Origin of the sequence: Schaalia sp. JY-X169 (assembly GCF_014069575.1) — a bacterium.
Taxonomy (GTDB): domain Bacteria; phylum Actinomycetota; class Actinomycetes; order Actinomycetales; family Actinomycetaceae; genus Scrofimicrobium.
Genome location: NZ_CP059675.1, coordinates 2,099,427 through 2,114,940, shown reverse-complemented (window position 1 = coordinate 2,114,940; position 15,514 = coordinate 2,099,427). Strand labels below are relative to the sequence as shown.

General features: G+C 57.4%; 12 protein-coding genes. 9 read left to right on the top strand and 3 right to left on the bottom strand.

The genetic code is table 11. From position 1 onward, the window contains the following. Window positions 1-135: 135 nt before the first annotated feature. Together clpB and H2O65_RS09115 are read left to right on the top strand one after the other, a co-directional pair. On the top strand, window positions 136-2,745 hold the full coding sequence (gene clpB / locus H2O65_RS09120; protein ID WP_182141395.1) for an ATP-dependent chaperone ClpB: 2,610 nt from the start codon (window positions 136-138) through the stop codon (window positions 2,743-2,745). Window positions 2,746-2,765: 20 nt separating this feature from the next. After that, entirely contained in the window at window positions 2,766-3,659 is an 894-nt protein-coding gene (locus H2O65_RS09115; protein WP_182141394.1) for a serine hydrolase, read from the top strand. Between the two features lie 103 nt (window positions 3,660-3,762). On the opposite strand, the gene H2O65_RS09110 is transcribed toward H2O65_RS09115, so the two are convergent. After that, window positions 3,763-4,560: an SDR family oxidoreductase gene (locus tag H2O65_RS09110; protein ID WP_182141393.1), complete on the bottom strand. Its 798-nt coding sequence runs from the start codon at window positions 4,558-4,560 to the stop codon at window positions 3,763-3,765. Between the two features lie 60 nt (window positions 4,561-4,620). Between H2O65_RS09110 and H2O65_RS09105 the strand changes: the two genes are divergently transcribed. Further along, entirely contained in the window at window positions 4,621-5,433 is an 813-nt protein-coding gene (locus H2O65_RS09105; protein ID WP_182141392.1) for an exodeoxyribonuclease III, read from the top strand. On the opposite strand, the gene H2O65_RS09100 is transcribed toward H2O65_RS09105, so the two are convergent. Then, window positions 5,430-6,245, bottom strand: a complete 816-nt coding sequence (locus H2O65_RS09100; protein WP_182141391.1) for an HAD-IIA family hydrolase — start codon at window positions 6,243-6,245, stop codon at window positions 5,430-5,432. The two genes, H2O65_RS09105 and H2O65_RS09100, sit on opposite strands and share 4 nt — an antisense overlap. Between H2O65_RS09100 and H2O65_RS09095 the strand changes: the two genes are divergently transcribed. The 4 genes from H2O65_RS09095 to H2O65_RS09080 all read left to right on the top strand — a co-directional run bounded on the left by H2O65_RS09095 (window position 6,246) and on the right by H2O65_RS09080 (window position 10,674). Continuing rightward, complete coding sequence (locus H2O65_RS09095; RefSeq protein ID WP_182141390.1) at window positions 6,246-6,917, top strand: TrmH family RNA methyltransferase; 672 nt, start codon at window positions 6,246-6,248, stop codon at window positions 6,915-6,917. A gap of 176 nt (window positions 6,918-7,093) precedes the next feature. Continuing rightward, complete coding sequence (gene fbaA, locus H2O65_RS09090) at window positions 7,094-8,116, top strand: class II fructose-bisphosphate aldolase (RefSeq protein WP_182141389.1); 1,023 nt, start codon at window positions 7,094-7,096, stop codon at window positions 8,114-8,116. Window positions 8,117-8,374: 258 nt separating this feature from the next. After that, the gene (locus H2O65_RS09085; protein WP_182141388.1) at window positions 8,375-9,664 is read left to right on the top strand and encodes a hypothetical protein; all 1,290 of its coding nucleotides are present in this window, start codon (window positions 8,375-8,377) and stop codon (window positions 9,662-9,664) included. 80 nt (window positions 9,665-9,744) lie between these two features. Continuing rightward, window positions 9,745-10,674 (top strand): carbamate kinase, encoded by a 930-nt coding sequence (locus H2O65_RS09080; RefSeq protein ID WP_182141387.1) that lies wholly within the window; start codon window positions 9,745-9,747, stop codon window positions 10,672-10,674. Window positions 10,675-10,968: 294 nt separating this feature from the next. Here H2O65_RS09080 and H2O65_RS09075 read toward each other — a convergent pair whose 3' ends face one another. Continuing rightward, window positions 10,969-11,118, bottom strand: coding sequence for a hypothetical protein (locus tag H2O65_RS09075; RefSeq protein WP_182141386.1), 150 nt, complete (start codon window positions 11,116-11,118; stop codon window positions 10,969-10,971). 186 nt (window positions 11,119-11,304) lie between these two features. Between H2O65_RS09075 and H2O65_RS09070 the strand changes: the two genes are divergently transcribed. After that, on the top strand, window positions 11,305-14,601 hold the full coding sequence (locus tag H2O65_RS09070) for an ABC transporter ATP-binding protein/permease (protein WP_182141385.1): 3,297 nt from the start codon (window positions 11,305-11,307) through the stop codon (window positions 14,599-14,601). An 81-nt stretch (window positions 14,602-14,682) separates the two neighbouring features. Beyond that, window positions 14,683-15,492 (top strand): zinc transporter ZupT, encoded by an 810-nt coding sequence (gene zupT / locus H2O65_RS09065; protein WP_182141384.1) that lies wholly within the window; start codon window positions 14,683-14,685, stop codon window positions 15,490-15,492. The last annotated feature ends 22 nt before the right edge of the window (window positions 15,493-15,514 follow it).

Genomic DNA, 15,514 nt, shown 5'->3' with positions numbered 1-15,514 from the left:
GCCCACTATGACACTGCCTTCCGACACCTAGCAATTTCGCTCCAAGCGACTTCCCGGTCGCAGATGTCGGAAGTGCGTTCTATGATCGAAGTGTACTGATAGTAGCCCTGATCAAAGTTGTTACAGGAGGAAACGATGAGTGCAAAACTGACAACCCGCGCCCAGGAAGCCGTTTCATCAGCCGTGCAAATGGCGTCGGCGGCAGGTAACCCCCAGGTTGAACCTCTCCATCTCCTAGAGGCGTTGCTGGAACAACCAGAGGGCATTGCCCTGTCGCTTCTTGCAGCCGTTGGGGCGCAACGCGGGCAGGTTGGGGCGCAGGTGCGCACTGCACTGGTGGCGCTTCCGACCTCCAGCGGCTCCTCGGTTGCACAACCTCAAACCTCCCGCGCACTGATGAATGTCATCACCGATGCTCAGAAACGTGCGGAGGTGAAGGGCGACGCCTACGTGTCCACGGAGCACCTCTTGATCGCAATTGCGGCGTCCGACTCAGAGGCGGGCAAGATTCTCCGTTCGAACGGTGCCACCCCTGACGAGCTTGAGGTCCAACTTGAGAAGCTCAGGCCGGAGCCGATAACAACCGTGGATCCGGAAGGGACTTTTCAGGCACTGTTGAAGTATGGACGTGACCTGACCGAAGTTGCCCGGGAAGGGAAGTTGGATCCGGTGATTGGGCGCGACTCTGAGATTCGTCGCGTCGTGCAGGTACTCTCAAGGCGATCCAAGAACAATCCGGTCCTGATCGGCGACCCCGGCGTGGGCAAGACAGCCGTAGTGGAAGGGTTGGCACAACGAATTGTTGAGGGGGATGTGCCTGATTCTCTGCGCAACAAAAAACTGATAAGCCTAGATTTGGGCGCAATGGTCGCAGGGGCAAAGTACCGCGGCGAGTTTGAGGAAAGACTCAAGGCCGTCCTTGATGAGATCCGTAACTCTGACGGTGAAGTCATCACGTTCATTGATGAGCTACACACAGTCGTGGGTGCCGGTGCCTCTGAAGGTTCCATGGACGCAGGCAACATGCTCAAGCCCATGCTGGCTCGCGGGGAACTGCGCATGGTGGGTGCGACCACTCTGGATGAATACAGGGAGAACATTGAGAAGGATCCCGCGCTTGAACGCCGCTTCCAACAGGTCTACGTGGGACAGCCTTCTGTCGAAGACACGGTGGCGATCCTGCGCGGAATTGCTCCCAAGTACGAAGCTCACCACAAGGTAACCATTTCTGACGGAGCGCTTGTCGCGGCCGCCGAACTGTCCGACCGCTACATTGCAGGGCGTCAGCTGCCAGACAAGGCAATTGATCTGATTGATGAGGCCGCGTCGCGCTTGCGGATGGAACTGGACTCATCACCCGTAGAGATTGATGTCTTGCAGCGGTCGTTGAACCGGCTGCAGATGGAAGAGGCTTACCTGAGCGAGTCTGATCCCGACGCTGAAGATGACGCAACACAGGACCGACTTTTCCGCCTCCGTGAGAGCATCGCGGAAACGGGTGAGGAACTGAATGCGTTAGTGGCACGCTGGGAAAATGAGAAGGCTGGTCGCAATAAGGTTGGCGACCTCAGGGTCCAGTTGGATGAACTGCGGACAGCGTTTGAAGTCGCTATGCGTGAGGGTCGGTATGACGAAGCCGGTCGAATTCAGAATGGTGAGATACCGGCGATTCAGGACGCGATAGCAGCTGCCGAACTGGAAGAAATCGACCAGCGCGCTGAAAGTGCAGAGCCCATGATCGCAGAGAAGGTTGGGCCAACGGAGATCGCTGAAGTCATTGAGTCGTGGACGGGAATCCCGACAGGCCGCCTGCTTCAGGGTGAAACAGAGAAGCTTCTCGAAATGGAAGACTGGATTGGCAAGCGCCTTATCGGGCAGAAGGACGCGGTGCGGGCAGTCTCGGACGCAGTTAGACGTTCCCGTGCCGGCGTGGCAGATCCAAATCGCCCCACCGGTTCATTCCTCTTCCTGGGCCCCACCGGTGTGGGCAAGACGGAACTGGCAAAGTCACTGGCGGAGTTCCTGTTTGATGATGAGCGGGCGATGATTCGCATCGACATGTCGGAATACTCTGAGAAGCACTCGATTGCGCGCCTTGTCGGAGCCCCTCCCGGATACGTTGGTTATGACGAGGGCGGGCAGTTGACGGAAGCTGTTCGTAGGCGTCCCTACTCGGTTGTGCTGCTTGATGAGGTAGAGAAGGCTCACCCGGAAGTCTTCAACATTCTGTTGCAGGTCCTAGATGATGGGCGTCTGACGGATGGCCAGGGGAGGACGGTTGATTTCAGAAACACGATTCTGATCCTCACCTCGAACCTTGGCTCCCAGTACCTGATTGACCCTGAACTGTCCTCAGAAGGCAAGCGGGAGTCGGTGATGTCCGCAGTCCGACTCGCCTTCAAACCTGAGTTTCTCAATAGGCTTGATGAGATTGTGATCTTTGATCCTCTGGACAAAGAAGAGCTGGGACAGATTGTCGACCTGCAACTTGAGAGTATGAGTCGCAGGCTGCGCGCTCGTCGCATCACGCTTGAGATTACTGATGAAGCACGCCGTTGGCTGACCAACAACGGTTACGATCCCGCGTATGGGGCGCGTCCGCTACGCAGATTGGTGCAGAAGGAAATCGGGGATCGACTTGCGGTCTTGATCCTAGCCAACGAGGTTGAGGACGGTCAGGAAGTCTTGGTATCGGTTGCTGATGGAGGGAACGAACTTCGCGTTGAGCCGGTGGTTGCAGGCTGAAGTCAGGCAGGCATGCCTAGATGCTATGGGATGACGCTATCGTTGGGCATGTGAATCAGTTCCCGGTCCCGTTTGCCCATTCCATCGCGGCAGTCGACCGTGATGGTCGGGTCATTTGGGAGCAGGGGGATGTCACACGCAGTTTCCCCTTGGCTTCCGTGACCAAGATCGTCACTTCGCTTGCAACACTGCGGGCGGTGCAAAGCGGCATTGTCTCTCTAGCGACCATCGCCGGTTCCGTCCCGCAGTTCCACGCAAACTCGCAGCTGGGAAGCGGTGGCGCTTCGGACAATGGAGAAGCTCCGCCGTTCACACTTGCGCATCTCCTTTCCCATTCATCTGGGCTTGCAGCAGAAGGAAATGGGACGGAATTCCGTGATATGCCCGGTATGCGGCGGATCTACAGTAACCAGGGTTTTGACGTCTTGGGTGAGTTCATGAGAGAGAAGACTGGCGCTGCGACCTCACGGTGGATCGACCGTGAGGTCGCAGCACCACTGGGGCTGCGCTCAACCACAGTTCCAAGCTCCCCAGCTCGGTCGGGGTTTGGGTCAGCGTTGGATTTGACTGTTCTGGCTGAGGAACTCCTTGAGCCGCAGCTGCTGACGCCCAAGATGGCATCGGCGTTCAGTGAGGTGGCACTGCCGGGGCTTCGTGGCATCCTGCCGGGCTACGGTATGCAACGCGACAACACCTGGGGCCTTGGTGTCGAAATAAAGGGCGAAAAGCAGCCACATTGGACCCCGCCGTCCGCGTCTCCATTCACCTTCGGGCACTTTGGAATGTCCGGATCGTTCCTCTGGGTGGACCCACAAAGGGGGATCGGCGCGGTCTTCTTGGGAGCGGAACCCTTCGGTCCCTGGCATAAGGCGAACTGGCCGATACTCGGCGAAAAGATCCTTGAAGCTGCGTAGAGGGACAATTGTGCGAGTAGTTCGCACGGTACGCCCGGCAGCTTCAGTGAAATGTATACGTGGGGGCGAGATATGCGGCTGTAGCATGGCGCCCACCGCACCGTCAGGCGTGGGGCAGTTTGCTCACAATAGCCCGGACCAGGAAGCGAGGCGCAATCCGAGTGGCATGGTAGATGGCCTTGTACCGAAGTGACGGTGTAACCAGCGGTTGCTTACGCTCTAACGCCTCGAGGGTTTCCTTCACCACCTGATGCGGGGTCATCCACAGGGCTTCCATGGCTTGTCCGTAATAGTTCTTGCCGCCGGAACGGTCATGGAACTCAGTGTGCGTGAGGCCCGGCATGACAGCGGTGACGTTGACCCCGCTCCCGCTCAACTCCTCATACAAGCCCTCTGAGAAGGTGCGGACCCACGCCTTGTGGGCTGAGTACGGTCCCATACCAGTGTCTGCCGCAACGGATGAAACGTTGATAATCCCACCTCGACCGGCCGACCGCATCTGCCGTCCGCCGTAGTAGCAGGTTGCCATCACGGCGCGAACCATTACGTCGAGGCCGTAGAGCTGCCTGTCAAAGTCATCATCAAGGAATGACGAATCGAACCCGAAGCCAGCATTGTTTACCAATAGGTCAACCGACGAAGGCAGCTCTTCACTTTCCGGGGTTTCCACCGGCCGGACCGCGAGCCGCCTGCATACCTGCGCTAAGTCATCGGGTTCTGCGAGGTCGGCAACCAGCACCTCCACATTCACGCCGTTGACGCGTCGGATATTGGTCGCAAGTGCGTCCAACCTTCCCCTGTTGCGCGCCACCATGACCAGATCGCTGCCGGCATTGGATAACTGCCAGCAAAACTCCCTACCAATTCCCGACGTCGCGCCGGTTACAAGTGCTGTTCCCATCTGCTCATCGTAGGCGCTTGAAGTGATTTCTGGTGCTGCAAGATGGATAGGCTTAGGGCCATGAGAATCGCTACCTGGAACATCAACTCAATCAGGGCACGAATCGACCGGGCTGTCGCCTTCTTGGAGAGGTCGAACGTGGACGTCCTCGCCCTCCAGGAAATCAAATGCAAACCGGAACAGTTCCCGACGGAGCGGCTTGAGGAACTTGGTTTTGAAGTTCAGATGGTTGGGTATGACCAATGGAATGGGGTTGCCCTCCTTTCCCGACTGCCGTTGACCAATGTGCAGCACTCGTTCCCCGGGCAGCCCGCATGGGCAGGAAAGGACATTGTTGAGGCGCGCGCAATCGGTGCGACTGTGCATCCGCAGGATGGGGAGCCCTTTGCACTGTGGAGCCTCTATGTTCCCAACGGCCGGGAACTGGATGACGCTCACTACGGCTACAAGTTGGAGTTCTTGGCTGCTCTGCGTGAGTACATTGCGACTCTTCGTTCGAAGGACCCCGACGCTCAGATCATGCTGGTTGGGGACTGGAATATTGCCCCTAGGGACGAGGACGTCTGGGACATTGGATTTTTCGAAGGGAAGACTCATGTTTCCGGGCCGGAGAGGGCAGCCTTCTCAGCACTACTTGATGACGGCCTCGTCGAAGTGACGCGCCCTATGGTCGACAACTACACCTACTGGGACTACCAGCAGTTGCGATTTCCGCGTAATCAGGGCATGAGAATCGACTTCGCGCTTGCCTCCCCTCCGCTGGCCGATCGCGTCACGGGCGCAGAGATTGACCGTGATGAACGCAAGGGCAAAGGGGCTTCGGACCACGTGCCGGTCATCGTCGACATTGATGAGGAATGGATGCGCTTCTAGTTCTGCACCAGTTCAACCATGTCCGCAATCGAATCGTGAATGGCTGCGGGCCTGTACGGGAATGACGTGACGTCGGCAAGCTTCGTGGACCCTGTCAGAACAAGGTGAGAATGCAGCCCAGATTCAATGGCTGCAAGTATGTCGGTGTCCATTCTGTCCCCGATCATGGCGGCATCTTCCGAGTGTGCGCCAAGCGTGTTCAGGGCAGCCCGAATCATGATTGGGTTCGGTTTGCCCACAAAATATGGTGTGGCTCCCGTGGCCTTGCTGATCATCGCTGCAATGGCGCCGGTTGCTGGGAGCGTGCCTTCATCCGACGGCCCGGTTGTGTCGGGATTGGTGGCAATGAACTTGGCGCCACCCTCGATCAGACGAATCGCCCTCGTCAGTGAGTTGAAATCATAGCTGCGGGTCTCTCCGAGCACCACGTATTCAGGGTCGACCTCGGTCATGATGTATCCGGCCTGATGAAGCGCGGTTGTAAGTCCCGCTTCGCCCACAACATATGCGGTCGAGTTGGGTGACTGTTGCGTGAGGAATGCAGCAGTTGCATTGGCAGACGTCCAAATCCGGTCTTCAGGGACCATCAGACCCGAGATCGCAAGGCGTGCGGAAAGGTCGCGGTTCGTGAAGATTGAGTTGTTGGTCAGGACTAGGTAGGGCAGTTCCTTCTCGGCGAGGGCGTCGAGGAAGCGCTGGGCGCCTGGGATCGCGATGTTCTCGCGGACGAGGACGCCATCCATGTCGGTGAGCCACGCCTTCACACTGCGGTCACCTACGGAGCTGGTTGTGTTTTTGAGATCAGAAGTCATATGCACAGACTAGGGTTGAGGGGTTCATTGTGGCTAGTTTGCGGGGGAAATGTGGAGCAAGAGGCATCCGACAAACAGCGACGGGGTGTCGGTCCGTGGGTCGGCGCTCACCCAAATGGTGACCAATGGGACATGGATCTGCTGGTCGAGGGCGATTACAGGAATGTCGAGGACGAGTTCCGTTACTGGACGCGGGATGCCATTAGGGCTGAGATTGCTCGCCGATCACTGGGGTTTGAAGTTGCCATTGAGAACCTTGGTCACGACTTCAACATCGGTTCGATTGTCCGTACCGCAAATGCCCTCGGGGTTTCTAAGGTCCACATTGTGGGTCGTCGCAGGTGGAACCGGCGTGGCGCGATGGTCACCGACCGTTACCTGAACGTTGTGCACCATCCCGAGGTTACGGGGTTTCTCGAGGACGTCCGCCCTCGCGGTCTATACATTGCGGGTATCGACAATATAGGAGAGTCCCAGCCAATTGAATCCAGCCGGCTACCTCAACAAACAGTCCTGGTCATGGGGGAGGAGGCTGCAGGTCTCAGTGATGAGATGGTGCAGGCATGCGACGGCATTTTTCATATCACGCAGCATGGTTCCACCAGATCAATGAATGTTGGTCACGCCGCTGCTATAGCAATGTTTGCGTGGAGTATGCAGCATGTTCACTAGGTTAGAGGGCTGCTTCGGCGTGAATCCCGCGTGAGGATGTGCAGCATCGGGGCGGAATACTTTCGGGAATTTGGGCCCTTGGCCTAGCCAGAACTGCCGGCAAATGTGGGACAATGGGGGTTGCGAGATTAACCCACTTCGGTGCAAGTCTGTGCACCAATATTTAGGAGGTCCTTGTGGCAATCGCAACCCCAGAGGTTTACCAGGAAATGCTGAACCGGGCTAAGGAAGGCAAGTTTGCCTACCCGGCGGTGAACGTGACCTCATCCCAAACGCTAACTGCTGCCCTGCAGGGCTTTGCGGAAGCTGGCTCCGACGGCATCATTCAGGTTTCTGTTGGTGGCGCTGAATACTGGTCAGGTTCGACCATTAAGGACCGTGTGGCGGGTTCACTGGCCATGGCGGCATACGCATACCAGGTAGCGAAGAACTACGACATCACAGTTGCTCTGCATACTGACCACTGCTCGAAGGACAACCTGGATTCCTGGGTTATCCCGTTGCTAGAGATCGAAGCAGCAGAAGTTGCAGCTGGTCGCCTTCCTGCCTTCCAGTCCCACATGTGGGATGGTTCGGCTGTTCCGCTTGCTGAGAACCTTGAGATCGCCCAGCGTCTGCTCCCGATGTGCGTTGCTTCCAACACGGTCCTTGAAGTTGAGATCGGTGTTGTTGGTGGCGAAGAAGATGGTGTTGAGGCCGCTATCAATGAGAAGCTTTACACCACGGTTGCAGACGGTTTGAAGACTGTTGAGGCTCTTGGCTTTGGTGAGAATGGTCGTTACATGACCGCTCTAACCTTCGGCAACGTTCACGGTGTTTACAAGCCTGGCGCCGTCAAGTTGCGTCCGGAGCTGCTTGGTGAAATCCAGGTTGCCGTGGGTGCCGCCTACGACAAGGGTGACCGTCCGTTCGACCTCGTTATGCATGGCGGCTCCGGCTCCACTGCTGAAGAGATTGCAACCGCAGTTGCCAACGGTGTCATCAAGATGAACATCGATACCGACACCCAGTACGCATTCACCCGCCCGGTTGCCGGTTGGATGTATGAGAACTACGAGGGCGTTCTGAAGATCGATGGTGAGGTCGGCAATAAGAAGCAGTACGATCCTCGCGCATGGGGCAAGGCTGCTGAGGCCGGAATGGCTGCACGCGTTGTTGAGGCTTGTGAGCGTCTCGGCTCCGCTGGAACCAAGATGTAGTTTCAGCTCGCAATGGCTCGACCTGTCGAGCTGGTGAGTTAGAAGAGTCCCGTTGGCCTGGTGGTCGGCGGGACTCTTTGTGTGTCGGAGGCTGCTTCCTGGTGGTGGTGACTGTTTCCCGACGTCAACACCTGTTGTGCCCCGACAGCACCTATTTTCGTTGCGGGTACCCATCGCGCACATTTCCCCGATCTAGAGAATCTTTGCAGTGAAACGAGACAATCTGGTCGGGACGTGTTGCAATTGGGGAAGAGCAGAATGACTGCGAGTTCGTTGACGCTGTGCCAGCGTCAGGCTGAGGGCCAATCGAAAGGGAGAATGATGGCGGAAGATACCTGGTCCAAAGTTGAGGGAATGGTGATTGCCGGAGCCCTGGACCCGCTGAAGCTCGCTGAAGAGCTGAAGCGTGAATCTGTTGTGGCATCGCTGGTTTGGTACGACAAGACTCCGGAATTGGTGGGGGTTACCGTTGCTGAGCAGCAAGACCAAGTCGCTACGCTCGCCAAGCGCGGTCGGGTGTTCCGGCCGGGTTTGAGCATCCAGGAGCTGGCGGAGAAGATCGCGGACAAGTTCGCAGCCGAGGTCATGCTCGGTGACGTCCAGGTTGACAGGTTTGAGCGTGCTGACGACGAAGACGTCGAAGACGTCGCTTCTGAGGTTGCCTCTACAGCGGGCAAAGCTGGTGCCGAGGACGGTGAATCACTGCCAATTCGGGTTGTTGAGATCAGTGCTACGCCCTCGTCCGCGATTCCTCTTCTTGCAGCGTTCGAGGGCGTAGATGTGGCAGAACTACCCCACGATGAGCACCGCAGCATCCTGCTTGCCCAGGTTCCAGCCCATCGTTCCGGATGGCATTTCGGAGATGCGCCACTTGTTCGGCTCACTCTCCAGGGAGACGAGTTCCACGCACACTTCATGCCTGAGGATGACCCCGAGAGTGTTGTCACCTACAACTGGGGTATGAACGAGGTCGTGGTTGCGGGAGCTAAGGGGTGGGAAGGAAATATTGCGGATGAGGTCCACGACCTCGTCGGCGCGCGCGGCGACATTGTTGCCATCCATGATGCTGTTCCAGGTGTTGACGTCGAGGGCGCTTTTGAGGCCACCAAGATGCGTGGATCAGCGGCTGTCACCAAGTTCGTTCGGTCACTGGGATTGGATCCGCAAGTGGCAGAGTTCCTCCTTGGTTGGTTGACCGTTGAACAGGTCTCTGGCGCTACGGTTCACCATGCTCGCGGTATCTCTAATGCCATCGGTCGAAGTGTGGATATCCTTCTCAACGAGCGCAAGAATGAGGCCAGTTTCTGGGATTCATACACACACCTGGTTCGTAGCAAACCTTGGCTGATTCCGACTATTGCAGTCGGTGAGGTCGTGGCGGCCACCGCCCTTCTTATTGGAGGACGTAAGCGTGACGGGGTCCGTACCACAGGGGGTAAGGTCGCGACAGGGCTTGCCGTCGTTCTCCTTACGGACGCGATCGCGGATACCACCCTTGCGCGGCTTACTGCGCGGCGTGCCGAACGACACGAGGCCCAAGGGAGCTAGTGCAGGCGGTCATATCCCCACGCAGCGTGGGTGACGAAGCGCATCGCAAGTGAAGACCTGCGGGTGCGAAGGAGGCGGTAGTGCGGATAGTTGTCGCCCTGGGTGGCAACGCGTTGGCCAAGAGGGGTCAACCGATGACTGCAGAGATGCTTCGCTACAACATTCGTAGCAGCGTCGTTGCCCTCGGTGACCTGGCCCGCGATAACGAGGTCGTCATCACCCATGGCAATGGGCCCCAAGTGGGACTTTTGGCTCTTCAGGGGCTTGCATACAATGTTGTTCCACCATATCCACTGGACATTCTTGTTGCGCAAAGCCAGGGGATGATCGGATACCCGTTGCAACAGGAGCTCAGCAATGAGTTGGGAGACGACCGGGAGGTCGTCACTATCCTCACTACCACGCAGGTCTATGCTAACGACCCGGATTTTGCCGACCCGACCAAAGCCGTTGGTCCCCTTTACACGGAGTCGGAAGCACACAGTGTTGAGCAGCTTTACGGTTGGCAAACAAAGCCTGACGGATCAGGGTTCAGGCGGGTCGTCCCTTCACCGAAACCAGTGCGCATCCTCGAATCCTCAGCAATTGCTGCGCTCCTAGATAGTGGACGAGTCGTCATCTGCGTAGGTGGTGGCGGTGTCCCGGTAACAATTGAAGGTGGAATCTCAACCGGAGTGGAAGCCGTAGTTGACAAGGATTTGGCGTCTGCGGAACTGGCTGTGGAACTAGGTGCTGACACGCTCTTGATCCTCACCGATGGGGACTATGTGATCGAGAACTGGGGTGAGCCGACGGCTAGGGCAATTGCCCAGGTGTCCCCAGAAATCCTTGAGAAAATGAGTTTCTCTGCTGGGACCATGGCGCCAAAAGTCGCGGCCGCAATAATGGTGGCCAATGCGGGAGGTCGAGCCTTTATCGGCCCATTGGATCGGGTTCCGGAGATGCTTGCTGGAACGATTGGTACGCAAGTACGCCAAGGCATCCTCGGGGGCATCGTCTACGCGGTTTGATTTTCAGGCTCGTCGCAGAAGGGGCTGTGGGTATCCTTCTCGCCTCTACCACCGGTCACCGTTGCCGTCACTACCTGCCTCAAACCGCGAGATCGCATAGTATCGACACATTACACTGTTATTGGACCCGAAACTGTCGATACTATTCGATCTCGCGGAGGCGGGGTGGGTGTGGGTGCTGCGGGTGTAGGTGGGGCGGCCCAAGTGCACGGCGCCCGCACGGTTCCCCCAGCAATGCGGAGCCGGTTAGGGCATACGGAGCCGGTCGGGCCCACCCACCCTTATAACACACCGTTATGCAAGCCTAACCGGCTCCGTATGCCCTAACCGGCTCGCTAAGCCAACCGGCACCTCGACCACCTCCGCGGCATCGCCCGAGGATTCCGAAACCTCCAAAACCACATCCACCACGGCCTCCTCCACACCGGGGGGTTCAAACGCCACCTACAGCCTCTGTTATGACTCTTCTAAGTTCTGTCAAGCGGGTATCTTCTCCTCTTCGATGGGGCCCGTGGCGTTCGCTATTGGGGATGCTTGTAGTACGAGCCGGTTTGTCTAGCTTTTCGCTTTCAGCTAGGAATCCTCCGACTGGTGGAATGCTCCGCGTAGAATCGCGCGAAGGGGGCGTCCATGCTTGAGCTGAACAACATCACAAAGTCATATACAGTTGCCGATTTCACGCAAGTGGCGCTCGATGACGTCTCGATCGCTTTTCGTGACAACGAGTTCGTTGCAGTTCTTGGGCCCTCTGGTTCCGGCAAGACAACAATGCTCAACGTTATTGGCGGCCTCGATCACTACGATTCTGGCTCCCTAATCATTGATGGCATCAACACTTCGGACTACACCGACCGTGACTGGGACACCTACCGCAATAACCGCATCGGGTTTGTTTTCCAAAGTTATAACCTGATTCCCCACCAGACCGTCCTCGCCAACGTGGAGCTTGCGCTCACGCTCACGGGCGTGAGCCGGGCTGAACGTAGAGCGCGGGCAACCGAAGCCCTGCAGGAGGTGGGGCTCGGCGACCACATCAACAAGCTACCCAGTCAGCTTTCCGGCGGCCAGATGCAGAGGGTTGCGATCGCCAGGGCCCTCATCAACGACCCGGAGATCCTCCTGGCGGATGAGCCAACTGGGGCACTGGATTCAACGACCAGCCTGCAAATCATGGCGATGCTCACCAGCATTGCCAAGGACCGACTGGTTGTCATGGTCACACACAATCCAGAGTTGGCGCAGGAGTACGCCACAAGGATCGTTAACTTGCGAGATGGGCGTATCTCTGCCGATTCTGACCCGTTTGTTCCCAGTGCAGTAGACGCGAAAACATCCCAAAAGGCAGCCCGACGCACCTCCATGTCACTGGCCACTGCCGTCGCCCTGTCATTCAAGAACCTCATGACAAAGAAGGGCCGCACGCTGATGACGGCCTTTGCAGGTTCTATCGGAATCATTGGTATCGCAACGATCTTGGCCTTGGCAACCGGTGTCAACAACTACGTCAAGAGCATCGAGGAAGACACTCTCTCGGTCTATCCGCTGTCGATTCAAAGCCAAGGCATGGACATGGCAGCCCTGATGGCGCTCACTGCGGACGCTGGCGCTGGTGGTGGGGGAGGCGAGGCCGAGGCAGAAGAAGGCACAGACGGCTCCGTCCAAGAAATTGCAATGATGCAACGCATGTTCGGCTCGGTCGGTTCAAATGACTTGGCCGCGCTGAAGACTTTCTTGGATTCCAACGGCGGGAATGTTGACGACTACGCGAACCTGATCCAGTACTCGTACAACGTCACCCCACAGATCTTCACGGTGAACGAGGACGACAAGGTCCGTCAAGTCAATCCCGACTCAACGTTTGCCTCGCTTGGCTTCGGAGGGGCAGGAAGCAGTGGGGGCCTGATGGACTCCGCAATGAATACCAATGCTTTTGTTGAAATGATGGATGACTCCACCCTGATCGAGCAGCAGTATGACGTTGTTGCTGGTGATTGGCCCCAGTCCTATGACGAAACCGTCCTCGTCCTCACCCCCAGTGGTGGCGTTAGTGACTTCGTTCTGTACGCGATGAACCTGCGCGACCCAGCGGAGTTGGACACGATGGTCGCGCAGCTGGTTAACGATGAACCAATCGTCACGCCGGAGGGCGGTCCCAAGGCGTTCTCCTACGGGGAGATCATGGACGTGACGTTCAAGATGGTCAACTCTGCGGACTACTACGTCCTCGACCAGACCTATGGGGTGTGGACGGACAAGAGTGGTGACGCCGCCTTCTTGAAGAAGCTGGTGTCCGAGGGCGAAGAGTTGAAGATCAGCGGTATCGTCCAGCCTCGCGAAGGTGTGACAGCAACGGCACTGACACCTGGGATCTACTACACCCCCGATTTGGTCACCCACCTCATCGAAGAAGCTGCGACCTCGGACGTCGTCAAGGAGCAGCTGGCCAAACCGAGCGTCAACGTCTTCACGGGGCGGACGTTTGTGGACGAGGCCGAGAACCCGGAGTCTTCCGACTTCGACATGTCGAAACTTGTCAGCATTGATGAGGAAGCGATCGCCTCTGCGTTCACTTTCGATGAATCGCAACTGGGGATTGACACCTCCGCGCTGAACCTCAACATGGCGGGAATGCCGCCGCTGCAGCTTGACCCATCGGCGCTACCAACCATGGATGTCTCTAGCCTGCTGGGGAGTCTGGACCTCGGTTCGGGTCTTGATATCAGTATTGAAGATGTCCTGTCCGACCTCGACCTCAGCAACATTGACATCAATCTTGACCCGGAGGCCATCACGCAACTGGCCACGGATCTGGCAACCGGTTACGCCCAGTTCTGTATGCAGGGCAATGATTGCACTGACCCTGAAGCCAGCTTCCAAGCATTCCTAGCGACGCCCGAGGGCGTTGCGATCCTGGCGCAAACCGATGAGCTGATCAGTGGCCTCGAGGGCGACTTTGCCGCAGCCCAGGAGGAGATCACGCGACAGCTCACCGCCGCGATCTCGAATGCAGTACAGAAGCAGATCGAGCAGAACTCGGCTGCGATGCAGGCCCAACTGCAGCGGGCAATGGCAAACTACATGACCCAGGCCATGAATGCTATCTCCGTGCAAATTCAGGACCAGGTTGGCACCGTGTTAGAGCGTCAGATTGGTGATGCTTTGAGCTCCTCGATGGGGTCGCTGACTGAGAACATGGCTGCGGCGATGAGCATTGATGAGGAGGCCTTCGCTAACGCATTTGATTTCAATCTGGATGAAGCGGAGCTCAGCGCCCTGATAATGAGCATGATGGGCCAGGCGCAGAGTTCGTTTGATGGCAACCTCGCAAAGCTCGGTTATGCCGATTTTGCTCGGCCCTATTCGATTGACATTTTCCCCAAAGATTTTGAGGCAAAGGGACAAATCATCACGATCCTGGACGATTACAACGCGGACATGGAGGCGCAGGGGAAGGAGGATCGGGTCATCACCTACACCGACTTGGTGGGAACCCTCATGTCCTCGGTGACAGACATCGTCAATGTCGTTTCCTACGTCTTGGTTGCCTTTGTGGCGATCTCGCTAATCGTTTCCTCCATCATGATCGGTGTCATCACATACATTTCCGTCCTCGAACGCAAGAAGGAAATCGGCATCCTCAGGTCGATTGGCGCCTCAAAGAAGGATATTCGCTGGGTGTTTAATGCCGAGACCCTGATTGTCGGCTTTGTCGCCGGCGTGATGGGAATCGGGGTCACCCTTCTCTTGACCATTCCGGCAAATGCCATTGTTTACGCCAGGTTCGGGATTGCGAACGTTGCGACCCTACCGGTTGGCGCTGGAGTTGCACTGGTCCTGATCAGTATGGGACTCACGTTCTTGGCTGGGCTTATTCCGTCCTCGGCCGCGTCCCGAAAAGATCCGGTGGAAGCCCTGCGCTCAGAGTAGGTGGCCAAATCTCCCCATTAGGTACGGTCCCACGCGGCGGCTGGCTTCGCGAAGTTGCACAGATCCGACTACGGTGGAGTCGTGCTCCTGGCTTTACTCGTCTCTCTCTTAGCGGGACTTGCCACCTCCATTGGTGGCCTGATGGTTCTCAACAAGAAGACCCTTCAACGTTCCTACCTTGCAGTGGCGCTGGCATTTGCGGCCGGCGCAATGCTGATCATCTCGCTGTTCCAGATTGTCCCGCTGGGAATCGAGTACATGGAGTCAACGACTTCCGATCGCACGGCTCTCGTGGTTGTTTGGTTGTCGTTTTTTGCTGGAATCGCCCTCGTCCTCACGATCGACCGGCTGCTTCCCGACGTTCTTAACCCGAACGAAATGGAGGGGCGCGAGGACGATATGAGTGTTGGTGACCAAGCCTCGACGAAACATTTGATGAGGTCGGGCGCCCTGGTCGCCGTCGTGCTTGCCCTCCACAACTTCCCCGAGGGCATGGCGACGTTCTTCACCACCTATCAGGATCCGACCGTGGGTATGACCCTGGCGGTGGCGATAGCGATCCACAATATTCCAGAGGGCATTGCGGTTGCCGCACCCGTATATGCCGCCACGGGTTCGCGAAGGAAGGCATTCGCCTGGGCGACTTTCTCCGGGTTGACTGAACCGATTGGCGCGCTGATTGCGGCCGCCATGGTTTCGTGGGTGGTGTCGCCAGAGTTCTTCGGCATTTTCTACGGAATGGTTGCGGGGATGATGGTGTTCCTTGCCTTGGACGAGCTGCTTCCTGGGGCATGGCGCTACCAAACTGACAAGCACCAGACCGTTTATGGCATGCTTGCCGGTATGGCAATGATGGCGGTGAGTTTCATTCTCTTTGCCTCCCCGGCCTGACGGGCGCAGGAGCCTGTGGCCA